The following is a 22,961-nucleotide window of genomic DNA, read 5'->3' on the forward strand; positions in this document are numbered from 1 at the left end:
AGGAATTGACGATGAAAAAACACAAGCGCGCGACCGTCGCCGATCTGCTGGCGGAAAAGGGCAAGCGCCAGCTCACCATGCTGCGCGTCACCTCGCTGGAGGAGGCGGAAGCGGCTGAAAAAGCCGGGATCGACATCGTCTCGGTGCCGCCCTCGCTGCTCGGCCCGGTCTTTCGCGAAATCGCCCCGACGCCTTTTGCCATTCCGGGGCTCGAATATGGCGATCTTGTCTCGTCTGAAGATTATCTGCGTGCCGCCTTCGCGGCGCTGAAGGCCGGCGGCGATGCGGTCTATTGCGCCGCAAGCCTGCAGACGATCCGGCGCATGCGCGACGAGGGCATTCCCGTCTGCGGCCATCTCGGGCTGATCCCGTCGAAGGCGACCTGGACCGGCGGCTTCCGCGCCGTCGGCAAGACGGCGGCAAGTGCCGCCGAGATCTGGCGGCAGACCAAGGCGCTCGAAGAGGCCGGCGCCTTCGCCGCCGAAATCGAAGTGGTGCCTGGGGATGTCGCTGCCGCCATCAGCAGCAACACCTCGATGCTGATGATCTCCATGGGGGCCGGCAGCGGCTGCGACGCCCAATATCTCTTCGCCGACGACGTGCTCGGCGCCAATCGCGACCATTATCCGCGCCATGCCAAGGTCTACCGCGACTTCGCCGCCGAACACGACCGGCTGCAGCGCGAGCGCATCGCCGCCTTCACCGAATTCGCCGAGGATGTCCGGACCGGCGCCTATCCGGAAAAGCGCCATCTCGTCGGTATCGACGAAGCGGAATTGAAGATTTTCCTGGATGGACTGGCCGGTGAGACGGGGGATCGTTGAAGTAGTCCCACCTATTCTTTGCCCTCGCTTACGCTCAGCGCATTCGCTTCGCTCACCCCCTCATCTGCCTGCCGGCATCTTCTCCCCCTGGGGAGAAGGGGGTGTGGCGGCGCCTCACTCCTCTTGAGACCTTTGCTGTAGGAATGGCACCGTACGGCTTACTCCCCTTCTCCCCAGCGGGGAGAAGATGCCCGTCAGCGCAGATGAGGGGGTGAGGAGCGCCAGCGACGAACGCCTTGAGCGGCAAGCGAAAGGCATCTTTCGCCAGAGACAAAAACATAAACACCCCAGCATCCACTGGATGATGTGGGCAACACCCCGAACTCGTTGGCGCTCCATTGGCTTCCATCCCAGCCTGTGTCAGGAATGATCCATTCGGAACGGAGTATTCGGTCCCCTGTGACGATCGGCTTTGCGCATGCGGAATTGATTGCGGTGCTCGTCGCGGTGACGGGGGACGAGCCGCGTGTGATGACGATCCGTTCCGGCAATGCGCTGCCGTCAGGTCCGTTCGAAATGGGCCACCGCACCCTACAATCGGGCCTGCGCGAATGGGTGCAGGAGCAGACCGAACACCCGGTCGGCTATCTCGAGCAGCTCTATACCTTCGCCGACCGCGACCGGAACAACGACATCCCGGGCGGGCGGACGATCTCGATCAGCTATCTCGGCCTCGTCAACGAGCAGTCGGGCGCCGGCCGGCCGGGATGGCATGGCTGGTACGAATATTTTCCCTGGGAAGACCACCGGAAGGGCCGGCCGGCCGTGCTGGATGAGATAATGACGCGGCTGAGCCACTGGGCCGATGCCGATTCTTTCAGGCGCGGCCACCGACACCGCCGGGCGGATTTCACCTTCGGCCTCGACGGCGGCGGCTGGAACGAGGATCTGGCGCTGCAGCGCTACGAACTGCTTTATGAAGCGGGGCTCGTTGCCGAAGCCGGATGCACAAGCGAAGCCAATCTCGGCCGGGCGATGTTTGCCGATCACCGCCGGATTCTGGCGACCGGGATCGCAAGACTGCGCGCCAAGATCAAATACCGTCCGGTGGTCTTCGAACTGATGCCGGAGAGTTTTACGCTTCTGCGGCTGCAGCGCACCATCGAGGCCCTGGCGGGGCTGACGCTGCACAAGCAGAATTTTCGCCGCTTGATCGAACAGCAGGAACTCGTCGAGGAAACCGGCGGCACGGAAAGCGAAACCGGCGGCCGGCCGGCCAAGCTGTTCCGCTTCCGCCACACGGTGCTCGAGGAACGGGCGCTCGCCGGAACAAAATTACCGCTCTCCCGCAATTGACATATGCTCACCGTGAGAATATCTATTTGCCCACGATATGCTCAAATAGAGCATAATAAGGAGCCGGTCATGAATCATTCTGTTTCCGCATCCTCGCTCTACGAGCGCGTCAGCCGCGTCATTCCCAAAGCCGAATGGATGTCGTTCGAGAACGATGTTGACGCCATCCTCGAGCTCAAGCGCCGCCGCAACGCCGTCATTCTCGCGCATAATTACCAGACGCCGGAGATCTTCCACGGCGTCGCCGATATCGTCGGCGACAGCCTGGCGCTCGCCCGCAAGGCGATCGAGGTCGATGCCGATGTGATCGTGCTGGCCGGCGTGCATTTCATGGCGGAGACCGCCAAGCTGCTGAATCCCGAGAAGACCGTGCTGATTCCCGATCTCGGCGCCGGCTGCTCGCTGGCGGATTCGATCACGCCTGAAGATATCGCGCTCTTGCGCCAGGCCCATCCCGGCGTGCCCATCATCACCTATGTCAACACTTCGGCGGCGGTGAAGGCTGCCTCCGACATCTGCTGCACCTCGGGCAATGCCAAACAGGTGGTGGAATCGCTCGGCGTGCCGAAGGTGCTGATGATCCCGGACGAATATCTGGCGCGCAACGTCGCCCGCGAGACCGATGTCGAGATCATCGCCTGGCACGGGCATTGCGAAGTGCATGAACTCTTCACCGCCGATGATGTCCGCCAGCTGCGCGAAAACCATCCCGGCGTGACAGTGCTCGCCCATCCCGAATGCCCGCCCGAGGTGGTGGCCGAGGCCGATTTTGCCGGCTCCACCGCTGTCATGTCGGATTACGTCGGGCGGCAGAAGCCGGCGCGCGTCGTGCTGCTCACCGAATGCTCGATGAGCGACAATGTCGCCGTGCATCATCCCGAGGTCGAATTCATTCGCCCCTGCAATCTCTGCCCGCATATGAAGCGGATCACCCTGGGCAATATCCGTTCAGCGCTTGAGGAAAACCGCCACGAGGTGACCGTCGATCCGGCGATTGCCGTGGCGGCGCGCCGCGCCGTCGAAAGGATGCTGGCGATATGACCGAGATTCTCCACAATCTCACTGGCCGCACGGTGATCGTCGGCAGCGGCCTTGCCGGGCTGATGACCGCCCTGACACTGGCGCCGGAACCTTCCGTCATCGTCACGCGCGCCGTCCTCGGCACCGAGACGTCGAGCGCCTGGGCGCAGGGCGGCATCGCTGCCGGCATGGGCGCCGACGACAGCGCGGCGCTGCATCTTGCCGATACGCTTGTCGCCGGCGACGGCCTCTGCGATCCCGCAGTCGCCGCCGGCATCATCACCGAAGCGCCGGCGGCAATCTCAGCGCTGGAGCAGGCCGGCGTCCGTTTCGACCGAAATGCCGCCGGCGAACTCTCTTTCGGGCTGGAGGCTGCCCATAGCCGCCGCCGCATCGTCCACGCCGAAGGCGATGGTTCGGGGGCGGCGATCGTCGCGGCGCTGGTGCGGGCGTTGAAGCAGATACCTTCCATATCCGTGCTCGAAGGTTTTGAGGCGCGGCGGATCATGATGGATGGCGAGCGTGTCGCCGGCCTGCTCTGCGCGACCGCCAACGGCGCCGCCATCCTGCCGACGTCGAAAGTGGTGCTTGCCACCGGCGGGATCGGCGGGCTTTACGATGCGACCACCAATCCGATGGGCAATTTCGGCCAAGGGATTGCGCTCGCCGCAAGGGCGGGTGCCGATCTCGCCGACATGGAATTCGTCCAGTTCCATCCGACGGCGCTCGATTCCCGTCGCAGGCCTTTGGCGCTCGTCAGCGAGGCAGTGCGCGGTGAGGGGGCTCTGCTCGTCAACGAACGCGGAGAACGCTTCATGGCCCGCACCCCGGGCGCCGAGCTTGCGCCGCGCGACGTGGTGGCGCGCGCCATCAGCGCCGAAATCACCCGCGGCGGCAGGGTCTTCCTCGATGCTCGCGATGCGCTCGGCAGCCGCTTTGCCACCCGCTTTCCCGTCATCGCCGCCCTTTGCGGCGAGGCCGGCATCGATCCGGCGAAGCACCTCATTCCAGTGCGCCCGGCCGTTCACTATCACATGGGCGGCGTTGCGACGGATGCCAACGGCCGCAGCTCGGTTCCAGGACTCTGGGTCGTGGGCGAAGCGGGCTCGACCGGCCTGCACGGCGCCAACCGGCTCGCCAGCAATTCGCTGCTGGAGGCGGCGGTGATGGGCATGCGGGCGGCGCGCGACCTCGCTTCCATGCCGGCGAGCCGTCCCGGCACCCTCTTCGGCGAGAGACTGCCGGTGCCAGCCGATGCATCGCTCGTCCGGCCGATCGTCTCACGCCATCTCGGCGTGCTGCGCAATGCCGGCGCCGTTGAGGACGCGATCGCCGCGCTGCTGCCGCTTGCCGAAGGCGACGGCCCCGCCGCCGATCCTGCCATCGTCGCGCTGCTGATCGCCGTCTTTGCCAGCCTGCGGACGGAATCGCGCGGCGCCCATGCCCGCACCGATTTTCCGCTGAAGCTCGGCGCTGCTGACCGGCGCCAGATGCGCCTTTCCCAAGCGCTAGAAATCGCCCGTGCCACATCGCCCTATGCCCTTGCCCCGCTCTATACTCTTGCAAGGAGTGCCTGAGATGAACCTCGTTCCGCTTCCGCGCCTGATCGTCGAACCGCTGGTCCGCGCAGCCCTGCTCGAGGATCTCGGTCTTGCCGGCGATATCACCTCGGCATCGGTCATCCCAAACGACCATCGCTCGACGGTCGTCATGGCCGCCCGCCAGCCGGGCGTGATCGCCGGCCTCGATGCGGCCGAACTCGCCTTCACCCTCGTCGATCCGGAGATCACCATGCGCCGGCATCTCCAGGACGGTGATGCGGTCAAGCCCGGCGACGCGATCGCCACCATCGAAGGCCCGTCACGCGGCCTGCTGACGGCCGAGCGCACCGCGCTGAATTTCCTCGGCCACCTCTCCGGCATCGCCACCGTGACGGCCGAGATTGCCGCCGCCATCCGCGGCACCAAAGCCTCTGTCGCCTGCACGCGCAAGACGACGCCGGGGCTCCGGGCACTGGAAAAATATGCGGTGCGGGCCGGCGGCGGCATGAACCACCGCTTCGCGCTTTATGACGCGGTACTGATCAAGGACAATCACGTCGCCATTTCAGGCGGCGTTGCCGAGGCGATCCGCCGGGCGCGGGCCGGCGTCGGCCATCTGGTGAAGATCGAGGTCGAAGTCGATACGCTTGATCAGCTGCGCGAAGCGATGGAGACCGGCGTCGACGCTGTTCTGCTCGACAACATGACGCCGGATCAGTTGCGCCAAGCCGTCGCCATCGTCGCCGGCCGGGCGATCACCGAGGCTTCGGGCCGGGTCACCCCGGCAACGGCGGGAACAATCGCCGCCTCCGGCGTCGATCTCATCTCCGTCGGCTGGCTGACGCACAGCGCGCCGGTACTGGATATCGGCCTCGACTTCATCGAGGCCGCCGCGACGGAAACGAGCCCGAAACGGGTTGCACACGTGCTGTAATCGGCTTGACGGCTGGGTCTTGAAACTGGCGATTGTTCAAACAACTCCCGCTACAGAAGGCCCACAGCATGCTATCGGCAAGTGTTGGCGAAGCATCTTCTTGGCGAGCGGCAGGCGAAAATGCAAATATTCGCTGAAATTTCTTCTTTTTATAGCAAAACCGCTATGCGCGGCGCCCTTCTAGCTCTAACATGATTTAAGTGGCGGCTGCGTTTGCGCGCCTTGGCTTTCAGGGGTGAGACCGGGATGCAACGGACATCCGGACAGATGTCGAAGAACAGGCTGTGCCTGCTCGGAAGACCGAGGCTACTGGCAGCGGGGAGGGAACTCCCCTTGCCGGAGAAGTCTTATTTTCTCCTCGCCATGCTGACCGCCGAAGCCAATCTCGAACTCGACCGCGAAACCGTCAGGCGGCAGCTCTGGCAATCGGAACTGCCGGAAAAGCGCGCCGGCAGCCTGCGCCAGTTGCTGTCGCGTATCGAGCAGAGCATTCCCGCCGATCTTCCGCCGCTGCTTGCCGCGACCCGAACCCATATCGGGCTCGCGGATGGCTGGGAGGTCGACGTTCATATCCTGAAACAGAAAGGGCCGCTCGCCTCCGAAGACAGCGATATGCTGAACGGCGAACTGCTGGAAGGCGCCAAATCGCCGACGCAAGGCGCCGAGGACTGGCTGACCTTTGAGCGCCAGCGCATCGACGAATTGCGCTCGGCCCATCTCACTCGGCTGATCGAAACATCGGAAGACGGATCGGATGACGAGCAGGTGGCGTTTGCCCGGCGCCTGCTGGAACTCGATCCTGCCAGCGAGACGGCCTATCGCACCCTGATGCGCACCTATGTCAGGATGAACGATGCGGCCGCGGCCCGTCAGGCCTATCTGAAGTGCAAGAGCCAGCTAAAGGACGACTTCGATACCGAGCCGGAGGAAAGCACCACGGCGCTTGCCCGCGAACTCGGCCTGATCCCGGCCGCACAGGCAGCCGTGCCGGAGCGCCCGTCTGCATCAGGCATGTTCGCCAATCTGCTCGGCCAGCCGCGCATCATCATCCTGCCGCCGGAAAGCATCTTCACCGATCCGTTGATGGAGCGCGTCGGCAGGGCGCTTCTCGAAGACGTCACCATCGGCCTCAGCCAGCAGCGCGGCTTCAAGGTGATCGCCGCGCATACGAGCCTCGAAATCCTCAGCCGCTCGATCGATCCGGCGCGCGCCGTGCCCGGCCCGCTCGACCTCAGTTTCGACTATGCGGTCTATGTCACCATCCAGGGCCGCGACGAGGATGTTTTTGCCACCTGCCGGCTGACGCGGACGACGACGTCGGAGGTGATCTGGGCGCTGGAACTGCCGCTGGTGATGCAGAAGATCAGCGAATCCTTCGCGCATCTGACGCGGCGGATCGTCTCCTCGCTCGCCGACACGATCGAGCGCCACGAACTGGCAATGCCGATCGGCGATGCGCCGGCCTCCGCCTATCGCCTTTATCTCGAAGGCAAGCGGCTGATTGCCCAAACCGACCTGCAGCACCTGCGCCAGGCGCGCAAATGGTTTAAATCTTCGCTCAATCGCTACGAGCATTTCTCGGCCGCGCATGCGGGCGTGTCGCGGGCGCTCGGCATGGAATGGCTGATCCGCGGCATGCGCGACAAGGAACTGCTCGACGAGGCGAATGGTGCTGCCCGGCAGGCGCAACAGTCCGATCCGAACAGCGGCCGGGCTTATCGCGAACTCGGTTTTGTCGCGCTTTATCGCCGCCGCTTCGACGAAAGCCTGGAATATTTCCAGCAGGCGCAGGATCTCAATCCCAATGATGCGGACATCCTCGCCGATTTCTCCGACGCACTTTCTCATGACGGCGATTTCGACCGGGCGCTGGAGCTCAACCGGGCGGCCTTCAAGCTCAACCCGCTGCCGCCGGATTATTATTACTGGAACCTCGGCGGCATCCATTTCATGCGTGAAGAGTATGAAAAGGCGATCGACGCGCTGGAACCGGTAAAGACCAAACAGGCGACGGCGCGTCTGCTCGCCGCCTCGCATGCGATGGCGGGCGAGACAGGCAAGGCCCAGAGCTATGCCAGGACGGTGCTCGAAAACTTCCCCGATTTCCGCAGCGAGGATATCCGTCATTTTGTCCCCGATCGCGATCCCGCCTTCACCGAACCGCTGATAAAAGGCCTGCAACTCGCCGGTCTTCCCTGATGCATCGCCTTTTAACGAAGCCTGTAACGCTTAAATGACGCAGGCAATGTTTCCCTCCGATGGTTAACGGCAGCAAGCGCTGCCCAACCAATCGGAGATGGAACATGAAGACGAATGCTGAAACCACCGCAGTTCAGACCCAGTCCCTGCGCTTCTCTGCAGCTGCGAGAGCAGCGATGAAACAAGATGAACTCAGCGTTTCCGCCAATGCGCTCGAGAGCCTGACGCATGCGCTGAGGTTCCGCTAAGGAACAGAAACGGATGTCTGTTTTCACCGATCTCGAAACGCTTGCCGGTGACCTCAAACGATCATCGGCCGGCGTCAGCGATTATCATGACCGCGCCGTCACGCCGGCTCAGACACTTGCAGCTATCAGGCCGCATCTGCGCGAATTCGGCATCACGCGCGTCGGCCTGCTGACCGCGCTCGACGTTTTGAACATCCCCGTCGCATTCGCGACGCGGCCGAACAGCCATACGCTCTCGGTTTTCCAGGGCAAAGGCATCGACAATGATGCCGCCATGACCTCGGCCGCCATGGAAGCGATCGAGACGCGGATCGCCGAAATCCCGCCCGCCGACCTGACGGAGGCGACTGTCGCCGGCATGCGGGCGGAAAATGCCGCCATGATCGATCTCGACAATGTCGCCCGCTGCGCGCCCGACGAGATCGGCAGCGGACCCATTCCCTGGTGCTCCGGGCTCGATATCCTTTCCGGCAGCAGCGTCTTCGTGCCCTGGTGGCTCGTCGGCCTCGACCATCGCGGAGAAAGGCCACCGGGTTTCGAGCAGTCGAGCGATGGGCTGGCCTCCGGCAACACGCCATCCGAAGCCGTCCTGCACGGGCTCTGCGAACTGGTGGAGCGCGACGCCTGGGCCCTGACCCAGCTGAAATCGCCCGAGCGGCTGAAGGAGAGCCGCATCGATCCTGTCTCCTTCGGCGACGCAGTCATCGATGTCATGACCGACCGGATCGCACGCGCCGGCATGCGGCTGCTGCTCCTCGACATGACCACCGATATTGGCGTTCCCGCCTTTCTCGCCGTCATCATGCCCGGCAATCTTTCCGACCGCGTCGATGCGCGCTGGGCCCATGTTTGCGGCGGCTGCGGCTGCCATCCTGATCCCGTTCGCGCCGCGCTGCGCGCCATCACCGAAGCGGCGCAGAGCCGGCTGACCGCAATTGCCGGCAGCCGCGACGATTTTTCGCCGCGCGTCTATCAGCGGCTCGACCAGAGCGCGGCGATGCAGCAGGTGGTCGAACTTTGCGAGGGCGGCGGCCGCATGCGCGCCTTCCAGCCGCGTCAGAGCCGCCCGGCAACGATCCAGGAAACCATCGGCCATATCGCCGGCCGGCTGGCGGCGACCGGCATCGAGCAGATCATCGTCGTGCCGTTTGCGCACCGGGCTCTGCCGGTCTCCGTCGTCAGGGTCATCGTGCCGGGCCTGGAGGTCGATATCTCCGGCCAGTACATCCAGCTCGGCATGCGGGCGGTCAACACCATGAGGGGAGCCCAGTCATGAAGGTGCTGTTCGTCGGTCCGAGCCTTGGCAGCGATCTCGCCGCGGCAAGAGCCACATCCCCTCGCATCGATTTCCGGCCGCCGGCTGCCTGCGGCGACATCCTCAAGGCCGTTCACGACGGCGCCACCGCCATCGGTCTCGTCGACGGATATTTCGGCGATCTGCCTTCGGTCTGGCACAAGGAAATTCTGTTCGCGCTCGAGCACGATGTCGCCGTTGCCGGCGGCGCCAGCATGGGCGCGCTGCGGGCGGCCGAATGCGCGCCTTTCGGCATGGTCGGGCTCGGCTCGATCTTCGAAGATTACGAGGCCGGGCGGCTGCTCGACGATGAGGCCGTCGCGCTGGTGCATGCGCCGCAGGCGCTCGGCTGGCTGCCGCTCTCCGTGCCTTGGGTCGATTTCGAGCCGACGATCGAGGCGCTTCTCACCAGTGGTGAGATCTCGTCCAGCGAGCGCAAGAAACTGCTGCTTGCCGGCCGTTTCCTGCATTTTTCCGAGCGCACCTATGCCAAGGTCGTCGACGAGTGCCATTTCCGCAAGCCGCGCCGCGACCAGATCCTCGCCGCGGTCCGCCAGCATCGTGTCGAACGCAAGCGCGACGACGCCCGACTGGTGCTGGATTGGCTGCGCCGGGACGAATTCTTGCCCGTCAACCGTGACTGGCGCTTTGCCGCGACCTCGCACTGGGAGCTGCTGCACGCCGAAGTCACGCGCAATGCAGTTGCTGTAACGCTCGAATAACGGTCACCGCGGAAGATGCATTGGTAATGGAATCGTACGGTTTCACGGCCAAAGGGGCGGGAACGATGTTTGAACAACGCAACGAAGGTACAGGCAGCGAATACGCAAGGATCTTCCGGCTGCTGTCGGCAGCCAAGGAGGAGGCTGAAAAGCTTCAGCTGCGTAATCTGATGCACCTGACGAACATGGCGCTGCTGCAGGTCGTGATCGATTGGGACGGCATAGATCCCGACAGGGAACTAGACGTCAATCTCGAGAAACTGCTCGGCAGCAAAGCCAAGATCGCAATGAAGGACGCCAGCGAGAATCTGATCCTGATCGATCGCCATTAATCCGGATCAATGGATATCAATCCCGGTCGATCACCATCGATCCCGGTCGAATTGATCCCGATCGCTATTTATCCTCATGCGGCCCAGTGGATTCGCGTGAAGGAGACCTGGTTTATTCGGCTGCTTCGCCTTCCACCTGTTCGGTGTGGGCAATCGCCTGGACGAGCTTCAGGATCTTCTTGCGAAGAGCTTCGTTCTTGATCGAAAAGAACGCCGCATTGAGAAGCACGCCTTCGCGCGAGATAATGAATTCCTCGCTAGGAGCCGGGTTGTCGTTGGCCGTATCGGGGGCCGACAGATCGTCGAAAAATGTCCTGACGTCGACCTTCAGCGCGCCGGCGATTTCAACCAGCATGCTGGCGGAAACGCGGTTGGAACCCTTTTCGTATTTCTGGATCTGCTGGAACGTCACGCCGACGCGGTCGCCCAGTTCCGTCTGAGATACTTTCCTCAATAGACGCTGAATACGGATAGTCTTTCCGACGTGAACGTCGACGGAATGCGGTTCTTCTTTCATTTTTTCCCTCCTGAGGACACGGACTGAAGTTATTCGCCAAATCCGTGTCTGACAACTTTTACCTGAGATGGCTAAAGCTAGCAATTGCCCGGCGGTAAGTCGTCCCAAACCGATACACTGCGTCGCTTCATCCTTACAGAAGCAAAAGACATGCCAGAGTAGCACTTTTGCAAGCCACAGCACATCATGTGGTTTTGTGACGTCAAAGCGACCAGAGGCGCTGGGCATTGGCGAAAAGCAGCCCGGAGCGCTCCGCCTCGCTGCTGCCGGACAGCACGGCATGGGTCGCGGCAACCCAGGTGGAAAGGCCGCCGCCGAGCGTGCACACCGGCCAATCGCTGCCCCAGACGACGCGATCCCAGCCGAAGCTTGCTATGACATGCTCGATATAGGGCCGGAGCGTCTGCGCCGTCCATGTCTCGGCGTCGGCATAGGCAACGACGCCGGAGACTTTGCAGACGACATTCGGTCGCCGGGCGATCTCCGAGATGCCGGCCTTCCACGGCTCGTAGGCATCGGAGCGGATATCGGGCACGCCGCAATGGTCGAGCACGAACTGCACATCCGGCGCCAGATCGACGAGGGCTGTGACGCGGCCCGCCTGGTGCGGCAATGTGCAAAGGTCGAAGGTCAGGCCGCTGCCGCCGATGCGGCGGATGTTTTCGCGAAACAAAGCACCTTCCGACACGTCGTCGGGCACGACATGCAGCACGCGGCGGAATCCCTTGACGAAGGGATCGGCCTTCTGCCGCTCGAGATAGGCGGCAAAGCCTTCTTCCTCCGGCCGGCAGGAGACGATGGCGCCGGCAATCAGGCTGCCTGTCTTTTTGGCGATGCCGGCGATATGGTCGGTCTCGGCCTGCATGGCGGCGGGATCGACGTCGACCTCCATATGCAGCACCGTAGTGATGCCGCAGCGCCGCGCCTCGGCCGCGTAGGTCTCATAGAGAAAATCGTGATCGAGATCGGCCACCTGGGAAAGCCAGGGATAGGGTAGCGCTGAGCGATCGATAATGTGCAGATGGGTGTCGATGAGCACGCTTTTCTCCTCCAGGACAGGCTGTGCGCAAGCTATCCCTGGTGAATGGATTGTTCAAATAAAAATTGCCGGCCCATAGCTGCCCCTCACTCTAACCCTCTCCCCGTAAACGGGGCGAGGGGACGTGCCATGCGAGACGTTAGTGTCGAACGGAGGGGTTGCGGCTATTCCCCTTCGCTCCGTTTACGGGGAGAAGGTGGCGGCAGGCGGAATGAGGGGCCGCTCTCGCAGTAACCCGTCAGCCAGAATTGGCGACGTCGGCACCGGCCAGCAGCGACAGCTGGTTGGCCGCCTTTTGCACCAGCATGGTCGCCTGGCTGATATCCGGCGCGGTGGGTGCATTGACAAGCGCGATGAAGGGGCAGGTGAGGGCGGCGATACAGCGCCCGTCCGGCCCGAGAACGGGCGCGGAAAGATTGTAGACGCCTGATGTCTGGGCGCTTGCCATCATCTCGTAGCCGCGCTCGCGGATCTGGTCGAGACGATCGTAAAAATCGGGCCCGAGTTCGATCTCCGCGCGGCTGCGTACATGTTCCGAGATCATCATCTCCCGCTCCTCCGCGCTGCGGAAGGCGAGCAGCACATGCCCCGATCCGGTGTCGAACAGGCTGATATGGGCGCCGATGCGGATCGAGAAGCCCCAATAGTCCGGCGCCTCCTGCTGGGCAATAACGACAGCCGCGCCGCGGTCGAAGACGGCGAGGTGATTGGCCTGGCGCGTGCGCTGGGCGAGATCGCGCATCAGCGGCGTCGCATAGGATGCAAGCCGGCGGACCGGCGTATGCAATTGCGCCAGGCCGAACAGCTTCAGCGTCAGCGAATAGCGGTCGCCGTCCAGCCGGGTGACGTAACCGCGGCGCACCAGGCGGTCGAGCATGCGGTAGAATTCGTTGGGGCTGCGATCGAGCCGCTTGGCGATATCGGCCTGGGTGAGGCCGCTGTCGACGCCGGCGAGCAATTCCAGGATATCGAGGCCCTTGTCGAGCGCCGGAGCGCGATAGCGGTCTGACTCCTCGGTCTCCATTCCTTCCTCCTGTGAATATCATTCTGCATATACGCAGAAGAGCAGCCGGAAAAGGAAAAGTTTGCGCTTGACCCTTGGCTAATCGTCTGTTTGTCTATAAACAGACAAATCATAGCTGAAGACGCAGCTTGACATCCGGTGAGATCTCGCGCGCTTCCGAAACGAAACCAGGCGGCAGGCGGCCAGCACTCTCTTGCCGCAGAGCGGTCACAGCGCGCAAAATGGGAAAGGGTGAGCCCGCCTTCGTCAGACAAAACGCATTCCATCGTTCCGCGCAGACAATTCCAGAAAAGGCCCCGTGACATGACAAACAGACTTTCCGGCAAGACCGTTCTCATCACCGCCGCCGGCCAGGGCATTGGCCGTGCAACGGCGACAGCCTTTGCCGCGGCCGGCGCCAAGGTCCACGCGACCGACATCAATACCGAGGCGTTGGCGACCTTAGCTGCGGAAACCGGCGTTTCCACCCATCAGCTGAACGTGCTTGAAGAGGATGCGGTCAAGGCTCTGGTCGCCGAGATCGGCGCTGTCGACGTGCTGTTCAACTGCGCCGGCTTCGTTCATGCCGGCTCGATCCTGGAGATGAAGGATGCCGATTTCGAATTTGCCCTCGACCTCAACGTCAAGGCGATGATTCGCACGATCCGCGCCGTGCTGCCCGGCATGCTGGAGCGCAAGGATGGGTCGATCATCAACATGGCCTCGGTCGCCTCCAGCATCAAGGGCGTGCCGAACCGTTTCGCCTACGGCGTCACCAAGGCCGCCGTCATCGGGCTGACCAAATCCGTCGCCGCCGATTATGTCGCCGAAGGCATCCGCTGCAACGCCATCTGCCCCGGCACGGTGGAGAGCCCGTCGCTGCAGGACCGCATGCGCGCGCAGGGCGATTATGACGCCGCCCGCGCCGCCTTCATCGCCCGCCAGCCGATGGGCCGGCTCGGCTCGCCCGAGGAGATCGCCGATCTCGCGGTCTATCTTGCCGGCGCCACCTACACCTCGGGCCAGGCGATCGCCATCGACGGCGGCTGGACGATCTGAGCCCATTCAGCGATGTGGCCGGCACGCAGCCGGCCAATCCGGCCCCGCCGGCAGCCGACCGCGTTAACGGAGAATACACCATGACCCGCATCACCGACCTTCGTGTCTTCGATCTCCGCTTCCCCACGTCGCAAAGTCTGGATGGGTCGGATGCGATGAACCCCGATCCGGATTATTCGGCCGCCTATGTCATTCTCGATACGGATACGCCCGATCTTGCCGGCCACGGCCTGACCTTCACCATCGGCCGCGGCAACGACATCTGCTGCATGGCGATCGAAGCGATGCGCCATCTCGTCGTCGGCGCCGAGCTTGCCGAGGTGCTCGCCCATCCCGGCAAATTCTGGCGGCATCTGACCAGCGACAGCCAGTTGCGCTGGATCGGCCCGGAAAAGGGTGCCATTCATCTGGCGACCGGCGCCGTCGTCAACGCCGTCTGGGACCTGCTTGCCAAACAGGCGGGAAAACCGGTCTGGCGCCTTGTCGCCGAGATGTCGCCGGAGGCGATCGCCGATATCGTCGACTACCGCTATCTCACCGACGTGCTGACGCGTGAGGAGGCGGTCGAGATCCTGAAGCGCGCCGAAACCGGCAAGGCCGAACGCATCGCCATCCTCGAAAAGGAGGGTTATGCCTGCTACACCACCTCGGCCGGCTGGCTCGGCTATGAAGACGAGAAGCTGCGCCGCCTTTGCCGGGAGGCGATCGATGCCGGCTTCAACCATATCAAGATGAAGGTCGGCCGCGACCTGGACGACGATATCCGCCGCCTCCGGATCGCCCGCGAGGTGATCGGTCCCGATCGTTACCTGATGATCGACGCCAACCAGGTCTGGGATGTTGGCCAGGCGATCGACTGGGTCAAGGCGCTTGCCCCGGCCAAGCCCTTCTTCATCGAGGAACCGACCAGCCCCGACGATGTCGCCGGCCACCGCAAGATCCGCCAGGCGATCGCACCGGTGAAGGTCGCGACCGGCGAGATGTGCCAGAACCGCATCATGTTCAAGCAGTTCATCGCCGAGGGCGCGATCGACATCGTCCAGATCGATTCCTGCCGGATGGGCGGGCTGAACGAAGTTCTCTCCGTGCTGCTGATCGCCGCCAAGTTCGGCCTGCCGGTCTGGCCGCATGCCGGCGGCGTCGGGCTTTGCGAATATGTCCAGCATTTGTCGATGATCGACTACATCGCCGTCTCCGGAACCAAGGAAGGCCGCGTCATCGAATATGTCGATCACCTGCACGAACACTTCCTCGACCCCTGCCGGATCGAGAACGCCGCCTATATGCCGCCCACTCAGCCGGGCTTCTCGATCGAGATGAAACCGGCCTCGATCAGCAACTATACGTTTCCAAGCTAAGAAAACTTCGCCGGCTCCGACGTATCCGCTGCCGGCCGCAGGATAATTTCCTGTTTTCGACAGTCTTTCCTGACGCCGATGGGCTTCCAATCTGACGGGACTGCTCCAATTCACTTGGAGGCGGGCGAAGCTTGCTTTTTTTAGCAGTGAGGAATATTTTCAAAGAGTGAATGCGGAGGGGGCCCAGCACCAGCAGGCCAGCAAATTTTATTGAACTTAAACAATAGAATGTTTGCGATCGAGCCATGCCCAAGTTTCATTACGTCAAGAGACTGTGCGCCTATCTGCTGACCATCGCAGCAATACTGCTGTCGACGGCCACCGCATATGCGGCCATCACCGAAGGTGAGAACGGCCGCCGCGTTGCCCTGGTCATCGGCAACTCGGTCTATAAGACGCTGCCCTCGCTTCCCAATCCCGCCAATGATGTCGAAGAGGTCGCGACCACGTTGCGCGCGGCCGGTTTCGACGTAACGATCGGCGTCAATGTCGACCGCATCGGGCTAGAGGATACGGTGCGCCGCTTCCTGCGTTCGACCAGCAATGCCGAGGCCGGCCTGATCTATTATTCCGGCCACGGCATCCAGGTGGGCGGGCAGAATTTCCTCGTGCCGGTCGATGCGACGCTCGAGACACCCTATGACGTCGAGACGCAGACCATGCCGCTCGACCTCATCCTCAACCACCTCAAGCAGAATTCGCGGGTGCAGCTGATCTTCCTCGATGCCTGCCGCAACAACCCCTTCAACGCCCAGAAATTCTGGATGGCGGAAAAACTGGAGCCGGTCGGCGCCACCCGCGGTCTTGCGCGCATCGACAGCGATCTCGGCAGCCTGATCGCCTTCTCCACCGAACCGGGCCAGGTGGCGCTCGACGGCACCGGAGCGCTCAGCCCCTATTCCGAATCCTTCATCAAACGCGCCAGCGAACCCAACAAGGAAATCCGCCAGGTGCTGACCGATGTGCGCCGCGACGTGATCGCCATGACCGGCGGCAAGCAGGTCCCCTGGGAAAACTCCTCGCTGATGGACAGCTTCTATTTCATTCCGGCGCCGCCGCCGCCGAGCGTCGAGCCGATGCAGCAGGTGAGCGTGCCGGAAGGGGCTGCCGCCACCAAGCTGCCGATCGCTCCGCCGCATGACGAGACCGGCTCGGCGCTGCTCGTCACCCTCAACCAGCTTCCGCAGACCGGCAAGCTCAGCTTCGACGGCAAGCCGGTCGAGCAGGGCGCCAAGATGCCGGCCGCGGCGCTCACGGCACTCACCTATGATTCCTCAGGCGTTAGCGCCGGAACCGTCGGCCTGATCGGTTACACCGTCAGCGATCCCTATGGTCAGGCGACGCAGGGCGTCGTCGCGATCACCGTCTCGGCGGATGCCGGGGCCAAGCTCGCCCAGCTCGAGCAGCAAAAGCAGGTGCGGCTTGCCGACGCCGATGCCTATCTGAAAACGCTGCCGCGCGACGTCGACACGCCGATCGGCGTCGGCCCCGTCAAGACAAGCCTGCCGGTCGTTCCGGCATCGGCCGCCGAAATGACCTTCAAGGTCGCGGCCTTGCCCGACAAGGGCACGCTGCGGGCCGGAGGCCGGGTGATCGGGCTCGGCCATGTGCTTGAGGCAGCCGACATTCCGGGCCTTTCCTACGAGCCGCAGATCGGCACGGAAAACCAGCCTTTCGCCCTGACGCTGCAGGCGGCCAATGACAACCTGCCGGCTGCGACCGTCACCTTCAAGCCGGTGCTCGATGCCTGCGACACATCAGCCGCCGCCGCCCTCGACCTGCAGGGCGTGACCGCAGGCAAGCTGCCGAACGAGATCGACCCGAATGTGGCCCTGCCTGCCTGCACGGAAGCGGTGAAGGCCTACCCCGAGGTTGCCCGCTTCGTCTACCAGCTCGGCCGCGCCCAGCTCGCCAACCGCGACACCAAGACGGCTTTCGCCACGATCAAGAAGGCGATGGATGCCGGGCATGTTCGGGCGATTCAGGAATTGTCGAGCCTTTATGAGTTTGGCGCTTCCGTTCCACGTGATGCCGCCAAGGCCAGCGAGATTGCTAAAGGGGGCGCCGCCAAGGGCGATCCCTTCGCCCTGCACAGCTACGGCAAAGCTCTCTACTACGGCCGTGGTACCAAGGCCAATCAGCAAGAGGGATTGCGGATGATGCTGCAGGCCGCCGACCTTGGCCATACCTATGCGATGAACGAGCTCGGATATATCTTCCTGAACGGCGTCAACGTCCCAGCCGATCCCGAGCGCGGTATTCGCTTCTATGAGGCCGGCGTCGAACGCAACGACATCTACTCCCTGAACAATCTCGCCCTGGTCTATCGCTTTGGAAAAGGCGCCCCTCAGGATCTTACCAAGGCACTTGACCTTTTCACGCGGGCTGCAGAAGGCGGACAGCCTCATGCCCCGACAAATCTCGGGCGCATGTATCGTGACGGCGTTGGCGTTACCGCAGATAAGACGGAAGCGGTAAAGTGGCTGGAGATGGGCGCCGAACGCGGCGACTACTGGGGTGCTTTCGACCGTGCCGTCCTGGCGAAGGAAGAAGGCGGCGGTGATGACAGCCTTGCGACGGCGGCGCATTATTTCGCGCTGGCGACCGCCATCAACTTGCCGGGCAGCGGCGATCCGAAGAACCAGGCTTTGGCAGAACTCAAGAGGCTGCCCAATGCTGCGAAGAAGAACGCAGAAGCCGCCTTTATCGCCGACCTGACTGCTCAGGAGCAAAAAACAATTCCAAAATCTAAGTCGATCGATGACAGGCTCGTCAAGCTCGCCAAGGCGACATGGGTAAAGCGAAATCCGAGGTACGATCTCTTCTGAAATGGCGAACCGGGGGCGCCCTACATGAACAGCAAGCTCATCATCCGTGTGCTATTGTGCTCTACCTTCATCGCGGGCTCAGCCGCTATCCTACAGAGTTGTGTGTTCGACCCGGGGGCCAAGACGCTGTTCGCCAGCGACGAGCCGAATAGGAATACCCCGAACGCCACGCCGACCAGGAAAACGACGCCCACTGTCAAAAAGGTGGTGGCAAAGAGCAATGAAACGGCTTTTGGCCGTTCCGGCAATGACTCCGGTTCGAATTCCGGCTCCGGTTCCGGTGGCATGGGCGGCGGATCATCGAGTTCCGGTGGTTCTTCTAGCTCCGGCAACTCTTCGAGCGGCGGCCCGTCCTGGTAGGGGCAGGATCCTTCATGATTCAGGCTGCGACCCTTATCGGAGGCGTCGCCGGCATTGCGCTCTCGAATTATCTGCTGCTTGAGCCCGGCAAGGCGATGGCACTTGCGCTGTTCTGCCTTGTCTTCGTTTGGTTCGTCGTTGACGGCATGCCAGCCACCCGAGGGGTTTGGGTGTCGAGACAGAGGCGGAACGAAGCTTCGGCCCTCTTCTGGCGGCGCATCGGGACCAAGCTTGTCGGCCTCGCCGCGCTTTTGGGTGCTATCGTCATCGCCTGCTCGGTCTTTCCGTTTTTCACGCAGTCGTCGGCGGTCCAATGGTTCATCGGGGCTGGCCACACGACCATCCCCATTTCCATCGTCCTTGCCGGCGCCACCATTCTCTACGTCGCGGTCACCGATCTCGTCGCCGAGGAGCCCGACGATTATCTCAATCAGGTCGGACGTGCGGTGCTGATGCAGGATTTTCGCGAAGAAGACGTACTGTTCGCACTGCGCCTGCTGACGATTAAATGCTTCTTCCTCGTGCTGATGTTTTCAAGCGGCATAGCGGCGCTTTCCGATCTTGCCGACAGACCGGCCTGGCTGTTTCCTCCATTTTCAGCCGCCTGGTTCGAAGGCTTGCTGCGGCTTGTCTTCCTTCTCGACGTCATCCTGGCGGCCGGCGGCTATATCGCCACGTTCAAACTGTTCGGATGGCATGTCAGGGCGACGGAGACGACGGCGCTCGGCTGGCTCGTCTGCCTCATCTGCTACGAGCCGTTCTTCCCGGCGATTTCCAGCGCCTTCGTGCCCTATGGCGCCGGGCCGGGTTGGGAGAGCGTTATCCAGGAGGGATCGGTGGTCTACTTCGTCTGGAGCGTTGCGACGCTGGCCTGCGCGATAATCTACGTCTGGGCGACCATTGCCTTCGGGCCGCGCTTTTCCAACCTGACCCATCGCGGCATCATTACGTCAGGCCCCTACCGCTTCGTAAAACATCCGGCCTACCTCTCGAAGAACATCTCCTGGTGGCTGTTTGCAGCCCCGAGCTTCGTCGCCAGCGGTCTTGCCGAAGGATTGGCACGAGCTGGCATGCTGGCGATCGTCAGTCTGATCTATCTGCTGCGCGCCCGCGCCGAAGAGCGCATGCTGAGCCGAGATCCCGTCTATCGGCAATATGCGGAGACTGTCGCCGCGCATGGACTTCTGGCAATGGCGAAGCGGCGGCTGGCGCCGACCGTGCCGCGCGTCTGAAAAGCGCAAGGAACGTCCTAGACGCTCCCGTCCTTCACCCATCCAGCCCCTTGAAGCGCACCGGCTGGTAGCCGCGCATCAAGAGGCTGCCGAGCGAATAGGTGTTGCGGCAGACGCGGCCCTTGCAGGCGTTGGGCGAGGCCTCCATCACCTCGACCTTGCGGTCGTCGGTGAAGCGCATGAACAACAGCACATGCGAGCCGGGCTTGTTCAGCGCGTCGCCCGGCCGCATCGACCAGGGGTCGGCGACGCGTTTGGTGATGCCCGGGATGGCGCGCGTCGAGACATGCATCTTCAGGCCCCAGGCGTCGCTGACGAAACCGGAACAGTCGACGCCGAGAATATTGGTTTGCGGCGCACTCTTGGTGCAGACATTGCCGGCGGTCTGGCCCTTTTCGACGCCGTCCATGAAATCCTCGAGCCGGGTCTTGCAGCCCCAGCAATAGGGAACGCCCTTCACCGTTTGGCCGCGCTTGCCGATCAGGTAGATCGGCCGGCGCAGCCGGTTCATGTTGATGCAGCCGGGCCCTGGGTCCTTGCCGTAGGCTGATGACGTCACCAGCCAGTTCAGTGTCTCGAAGCCGATCGCCCGCTCGATGACGTCGCTGCGCGACTTCGGCACGATCGCCAGTTTCGGCGCCTTGCCCGGCTTGCCGGCATTGAGCGGTTTTGCCGGCCGCGCGACGGCAAGCTTTCGGCCAGGGTCGCGGCCGTCGAGCCGCAGCACCTGCGCCCGGCTTTCCTGCGATTTGAGATAGAGCACGTCGCCGCGCGGACCGATCGCCACGAAACGCCGGGAAAAGACCGTGCCGGGGTCGATCGGCAGGTCGTAGACCCGGTCGATCGCCCCGTTGGGCGTAAAGCGCACCACCAGCATGCCGGTGCGCTCTGGCTGATCGGCAGGAACGAGTTCGACCAGCGCATAGGGCCTGCCAGTCGTGTCGATGTCGAGAAGTTCGACGGTGCCGATGCGGCCCTCGGCAGTCAGCGGCAGCGACAGGAAATTCTCCTCCGAGCTGCTGCGCCGCAGCAGGATCTCCGCCTTGTCGTTTGCAGCCGAGACTTCGGCGACAATATCGCCGAGCCCACGGCTCGGCACATATTGAATGACCGGCGGGCGGGGCGCCGGCCGGCTGGTGCTGCGCCCGATCTCATCGACGATGCTGTTCAGCGGCCCCGGCGGCACCGAGCCCATCGAGGCAAAGACCGAGCGGGTGTAATCGTCGGCATCGCCGCCATCGACGGCGCGCAGCGTCTGCGACCTTCCATCGGCCTCGGTGGAGCGTTCGAGGGGCACGACACCGTCCGACCAGAGGTAGAGTTCGTTGTGGACGACGGCCAGATCTTCCGGGCTGGCATTTTCCGGCAGCGGCAGGATTTCGGGCTCGGCCTGCGAGCGCTCGGCGTCGATGGCGATCACGCGGCCATTGTTCTGGTCGAGAATATAGATGGTGCCGTCGTCGCCGACGGTGATCGCCGCAGGTCCCGATGCCTCGACTTCCTCACTGGCGGAAATAATGCCAACCGAGCGGCCGCCATCGCCGCTGCGAAGCTCTATAATCGTCGTGTCTTCGGCAAAAACCGGCGAGGCGACCGCAAGTGCCGCGGCAATCAGAATATGCGACCCAAAACTACGCATGTCCTCGACCCCCGAACAGGACGATGTCAGGCCGGCTCGGCCTTCTCTGACCGTCAAGTCTTCGAAATGGTAAGATAGATGCGCCTTGTCAGCAAGCCGTTGCTTTCCAAACGATTTGGAGATTGGCGCCGGCGATAGTACAAGAACATCGTCTCGAAGATTTGCTGGCGGGAAATGCTTATGCTGGAATGGAACGGTGACGAACTGGCGCTCGATATCAGCCTGCTGGAGCAGGTGCGCGCCGCAAGGATAGGCTTCTCCGATCGGGTCTGCGCCGCCTCGCAAAGCACCGATGACAAGCATCTGGCCCAACTGCGCTCCGAGCCGACCTATCTGATGGCCGAATTTCTCTACTCGATGAAGGTCTTCGGCATCAACACGGCCGAGGATATCGAGCGCTTCGCCGATCTGCACAATGATTACGTGGTTTCGCTGACCCGCGATCCGGCCAAGCTGCAGCGCCTGGGGCTGTCGCAGGATCGCGCGCTCGCCTCGATGTTCACCGCCGACACCAAGCCGCGGCTGATCCAGAACTGGGCGGAGAAATCAGGCGCCATCGACCAGTCCAATCTCGCCCGGTTCCTGGTGGCGGTGATGTCGAGCGAGACCTGCCGCAAGACGCTGATCGATTTCGAGACCGCCGGCTTCATGCAGCGCAAGCGCTCGCCCTATGGCACCATGGTCGTCTGGTCGACGGGAACGATCGAGGAGATCTTCGGCGAAATGCTGCGGGATCTGCGCCTCAGCCTGCAGCAATTGAAGATCCTCTGACCCGGCGCCAAAGCAACGGATTGAAGCATTCGGTTGGCGCAAAAGGAGCCCGCAGGATCGACCGGCGCCTCGGTCAATTAACGCGCCCCTTCGATTGTCGAAGATAGTGCAAAACCAGGAAAAACCAGGAAAAACCAGGAAACCTGTAGCCCGACAGCACGCTATGATACGGCGTCTCGAAAATTGTTTGGCCAACTACAGCATAGTTGACGATGTGATGTACACGAAGATCTCGGGTCAAGCCGGCACCCCGAGAGGGTTTCTGGCAACCGGTGTCGAGCTATCGAGTGAGACCTTCGCAGGCTTCCTCGGCGCCGTTATGCGGTTTTCGAAGACCGTTCCGCGCGGCTGGATGTCGGCGGCGGCCTGCTTGTCTGGTCCGTGGAAAGCGAGCTTTCCTTCCACGGCGGCATTCTGGGCGGGCGCTCCAGAACGGATAACGCAACCTGGGTGGACGGCTTGGTCGGCTTCAAAGGCACTTACGCCATTACCCCGGAGGTCTACCTGACCGGCTGGGGACTCGTCGGCGCCGGCGGCGCTGACCTCGATTGGGACGTTGCCGCTGCGATCGGCTACCGGTTCCCGACAACGTCTCGGCCGTTGCCGGGTACCGCGCGCTCGGGGTGGATTACAGCAACGACGACTTTGTCTTCGACGTCGTCCAGCAGGGCCCGATGTTGGGGCTGGTGATACACTTCTAATGCATGTCGCCCGGAAGTGTGCAGCGGTTCCGGGATAACGACAT

Annotated in this window: 20 protein-coding genes and 1 pseudogene; 17 read left to right on the forward strand and 4 right to left on the reverse strand. The window is 62.9% G+C overall.

Annotated elements, in window-relative coordinates:
- Positions 1-11 precede the first annotated feature (11 nt).
- The 10 genes from FHX03_RS17430 to FHX03_RS17475 all read left to right on the forward strand — a co-directional run bounded on the left by FHX03_RS17430 (position 12) and on the right by FHX03_RS17475 (position 10,410).
- On the forward strand, positions 12-824 hold the full coding sequence (locus tag FHX03_RS17430) for a 3-methyl-2-oxobutanoate hydroxymethyltransferase (RefSeq protein WP_183777837.1): 813 nt from the start codon (positions 12-14) through the stop codon (positions 822-824).
- Between the two features lie 366 nt (positions 825-1,190).
- A complete protein-coding gene (locus FHX03_RS17435; RefSeq protein WP_210298596.1) occupies positions 1,191-2,120 on the forward strand; it encodes an NUDIX hydrolase in 930 nt (309 codons plus the stop codon).
- A gap of 69 nt (positions 2,121-2,189) precedes the next feature.
- On the forward strand, positions 2,190-3,161 hold the full coding sequence (gene nadA, locus FHX03_RS17440) for a quinolinate synthase NadA (RefSeq protein ID WP_131710745.1): 972 nt from the start codon (positions 2,190-2,192) through the stop codon (positions 3,159-3,161).
- Positions 3,158-4,717, forward strand: coding sequence for an L-aspartate oxidase (locus FHX03_RS17445; protein ID WP_183777835.1), 1,560 nt, complete (start codon positions 3,158-3,160; stop codon positions 4,715-4,717). Before nadA ends, FHX03_RS17445 begins: the two co-directional genes overlap by 4 nt.
- Position 4,718: 1 nt before the next feature.
- Entirely contained in the window at positions 4,719-5,615 is an 897-nt protein-coding gene (gene nadC / locus FHX03_RS17450; RefSeq protein WP_183777834.1) for a carboxylating nicotinate-nucleotide diphosphorylase, read from the forward strand.
- 246 nt (positions 5,616-5,861) lie between these two features.
- Positions 5,862-7,814, forward strand: a complete 1,953-nt coding sequence (locus FHX03_RS17455) for a BTAD domain-containing putative transcriptional regulator (RefSeq protein WP_097625691.1) — start codon at positions 5,862-5,864, stop codon at positions 7,812-7,814.
- A gap of 104 nt (positions 7,815-7,918) precedes the next feature.
- Positions 7,919-8,062 carry a hypothetical protein gene (locus tag FHX03_RS17460; RefSeq protein WP_164918697.1) on the forward strand — a complete coding sequence of 48 codons (144 nt, stop codon included), beginning with the start codon at positions 7,919-7,921 and terminating at the stop codon, positions 8,060-8,062.
- A 13-nt stretch (positions 8,063-8,075) separates the two neighbouring features.
- Positions 8,076-9,338: a YcaO-like family protein gene (locus FHX03_RS17465; RefSeq protein ID WP_183777833.1), complete on the forward strand. Its 1,263-nt coding sequence runs from the start codon at positions 8,076-8,078 to the stop codon at positions 9,336-9,338.
- Positions 9,335-10,078, forward strand: coding sequence for a TfuA-like protein (locus FHX03_RS17470; protein ID WP_183777832.1), 744 nt, complete (start codon positions 9,335-9,337; stop codon positions 10,076-10,078). Before FHX03_RS17465 ends, FHX03_RS17470 begins: the two co-directional genes overlap by 4 nt.
- A 65-nt stretch (positions 10,079-10,143) precedes the next feature.
- Complete coding sequence (locus FHX03_RS17475) at positions 10,144-10,410, forward strand: hypothetical protein (protein WP_003594963.1); 267 nt, start codon at positions 10,144-10,146, stop codon at positions 10,408-10,410.
- Positions 10,411-10,522: 112 nt separating this feature from the next.
- On the opposite strand, the gene FHX03_RS17480 is transcribed toward FHX03_RS17475, so the two are convergent.
- The 3 genes from FHX03_RS17480 to FHX03_RS17490 all read right to left on the reverse strand — a co-directional run bounded on the left by FHX03_RS17480 (position 10,523) and on the right by FHX03_RS17490 (position 12,990).
- Complete coding sequence (locus tag FHX03_RS17480) at positions 10,523-10,927, reverse strand: helix-turn-helix domain-containing protein (RefSeq protein WP_097625694.1); 405 nt, start codon at positions 10,925-10,927, stop codon at positions 10,523-10,525.
- A 202-nt stretch (positions 10,928-11,129) separates the two neighbouring features.
- On the reverse strand, positions 11,130-11,966 hold the full coding sequence (locus FHX03_RS17485) for an amidohydrolase family protein (RefSeq protein ID WP_097625695.1): 837 nt from the start codon (positions 11,964-11,966) through the stop codon (positions 11,130-11,132).
- 238 nt (positions 11,967-12,204) lie between these two features.
- Positions 12,205-12,990 (reverse strand): IclR family transcriptional regulator, encoded by a 786-nt coding sequence (locus FHX03_RS17490; protein WP_097625696.1) that lies wholly within the window; start codon positions 12,988-12,990, stop codon positions 12,205-12,207.
- A gap of 303 nt (positions 12,991-13,293) precedes the next feature.
- Here FHX03_RS17490 and FHX03_RS17495 point away from each other — a divergent pair, with 303 nt between their 5' ends.
- The 5 genes from FHX03_RS17495 (at position 13,294) to FHX03_RS17515 (ending at position 19,806) form a co-directional block, all read left to right on the forward strand.
- Complete coding sequence (locus FHX03_RS17495; RefSeq protein WP_097625697.1) at positions 13,294-14,028, forward strand: SDR family oxidoreductase; 735 nt, start codon at positions 13,294-13,296, stop codon at positions 14,026-14,028.
- 80 nt (positions 14,029-14,108) lie between these two features.
- A complete protein-coding gene (locus FHX03_RS17500) occupies positions 14,109-15,386 on the forward strand; it encodes an L-fuconate dehydratase (protein ID WP_183777831.1) in 1,278 nt (425 codons plus the stop codon).
- A gap of 245 nt (positions 15,387-15,631) precedes the next feature.
- Positions 15,632-18,214 carry a caspase family protein gene (locus FHX03_RS17505; protein ID WP_183777830.1) on the forward strand — a complete coding sequence of 861 codons (2,583 nt, stop codon included), beginning with the start codon at positions 15,632-15,634 and terminating at the stop codon, positions 18,212-18,214.
- A gap of 24 nt (positions 18,215-18,238) precedes the next feature.
- The gene (locus FHX03_RS17510) at positions 18,239-18,574 is read left to right on the forward strand and encodes a hypothetical protein (protein ID WP_164517721.1); all 336 of its coding nucleotides are present in this window, start codon (positions 18,239-18,241) and stop codon (positions 18,572-18,574) included.
- A 14-nt stretch (positions 18,575-18,588) separates the two neighbouring features.
- Positions 18,589-19,806 (forward strand): methyltransferase family protein, encoded by a 1,218-nt coding sequence (locus FHX03_RS17515; protein WP_183777829.1) that lies wholly within the window; start codon positions 18,589-18,591, stop codon positions 19,804-19,806.
- Between the two features lie 34 nt (positions 19,807-19,840).
- On the opposite strand, the gene FHX03_RS17520 is transcribed toward FHX03_RS17515, so the two are convergent.
- Positions 19,841-21,445 (reverse strand): hypothetical protein, encoded by a 1,605-nt coding sequence (locus FHX03_RS17520; protein ID WP_183777828.1) that lies wholly within the window; start codon positions 21,443-21,445, stop codon positions 19,841-19,843.
- Between the two features lie 180 nt (positions 21,446-21,625).
- Between FHX03_RS17520 and FHX03_RS17525 the strand changes: the two genes are divergently transcribed.
- On the forward strand, positions 21,626-22,216 hold the full coding sequence (locus FHX03_RS17525; RefSeq protein WP_054183992.1) for a hypothetical protein: 591 nt from the start codon (positions 21,626-21,628) through the stop codon (positions 22,214-22,216).
- Positions 22,217-22,412: 196 nt separating this feature from the next.
- A pseudogene (locus tag FHX03_RS34515) lies at positions 22,413-22,917 on the forward strand (hypothetical protein); the annotation flags it as partial.
- Positions 22,918-22,961: the final 44 nt, after the last annotated feature.

Source organism: Rhizobium sp. BK456 (genome assembly GCF_014194045.1).
GTDB classification, from domain to species: domain Bacteria; phylum Pseudomonadota; class Alphaproteobacteria; order Rhizobiales; family Rhizobiaceae; genus Rhizobium; species Rhizobium redzepovicii.

Bases quoted from the DNA above. Each gene is read 5' to 3' on its own strand.
- FHX03_RS17430 (WP_183777837.1), top strand. From the start codon at position 12: ATGAAAAAACACAAGCGCGCGACCGTCGCCGATCTGCTGGCGGAAAAG.
- FHX03_RS17435 (WP_210298596.1), top strand. From the start codon at position 1,191: ATGATCCATTCGGAACGGAGTATTCGGTCCCCTGTGACGATCGGCTTT.
- nadA (WP_131710745.1), top strand. From the start codon at position 2,190: ATGAATCATTCTGTTTCCGCATCCTCGCTCTACGAGCGCGTCAGCCGC.
- FHX03_RS17445 (WP_183777835.1), top strand. From the start codon at position 3,158: ATGACCGAGATTCTCCACAATCTCACTGGCCGCACGGTGATCGTCGGC.
- nadC (WP_183777834.1), top strand. From the start codon at position 4,719: ATGAACCTCGTTCCGCTTCCGCGCCTGATCGTCGAACCGCTGGTCCGC.
- FHX03_RS17455 (WP_097625691.1), top strand. From the start codon at position 5,862: ATGCAACGGACATCCGGACAGATGTCGAAGAACAGGCTGTGCCTGCTC.
- FHX03_RS17460 (WP_164918697.1), top strand. From the start codon at position 7,919: ATGAAGACGAATGCTGAAACCACCGCAGTTCAGACCCAGTCCCTGCGC.
- FHX03_RS17465 (WP_183777833.1), top strand. From the start codon at position 8,076: ATGTCTGTTTTCACCGATCTCGAAACGCTTGCCGGTGACCTCAAACGA.
- FHX03_RS17470 (WP_183777832.1), top strand. From the start codon at position 9,335: ATGAAGGTGCTGTTCGTCGGTCCGAGCCTTGGCAGCGATCTCGCCGCG.
- FHX03_RS17475 (WP_003594963.1), top strand. From the start codon at position 10,144: ATGTTTGAACAACGCAACGAAGGTACAGGCAGCGAATACGCAAGGATC.
- FHX03_RS17480 (WP_097625694.1), bottom strand. From the start codon at position 10,927: ATGAAAGAAGAACCGCATTCCGTCGACGTTCACGTCGGAAAGACTATC.
- FHX03_RS17490 (WP_097625696.1), bottom strand. From the start codon at position 12,990: ATGGAGACCGAGGAGTCAGACCGCTATCGCGCTCCGGCGCTCGACAAG.
- FHX03_RS17495 (WP_097625697.1), top strand. From the start codon at position 13,294: ATGACAAACAGACTTTCCGGCAAGACCGTTCTCATCACCGCCGCCGGC.
- FHX03_RS17500 (WP_183777831.1), top strand. From the start codon at position 14,109: ATGACCCGCATCACCGACCTTCGTGTCTTCGATCTCCGCTTCCCCACG.
- FHX03_RS17505 (WP_183777830.1), top strand. From the start codon at position 15,632: ATGCCCAAGTTTCATTACGTCAAGAGACTGTGCGCCTATCTGCTGACC.
- FHX03_RS17510 (WP_164517721.1), top strand. From the start codon at position 18,239: ATGAACAGCAAGCTCATCATCCGTGTGCTATTGTGCTCTACCTTCATC.
- FHX03_RS17515 (WP_183777829.1), top strand. From the start codon at position 18,589: ATGATTCAGGCTGCGACCCTTATCGGAGGCGTCGCCGGCATTGCGCTC.
- FHX03_RS17520 (WP_183777828.1), bottom strand. From the start codon at position 21,445: ATGCGTAGTTTTGGGTCGCATATTCTGATTGCCGCGGCACTTGCGGTC.
- FHX03_RS17525 (WP_054183992.1), top strand. From the start codon at position 21,626: ATGCTGGAATGGAACGGTGACGAACTGGCGCTCGATATCAGCCTGCTG.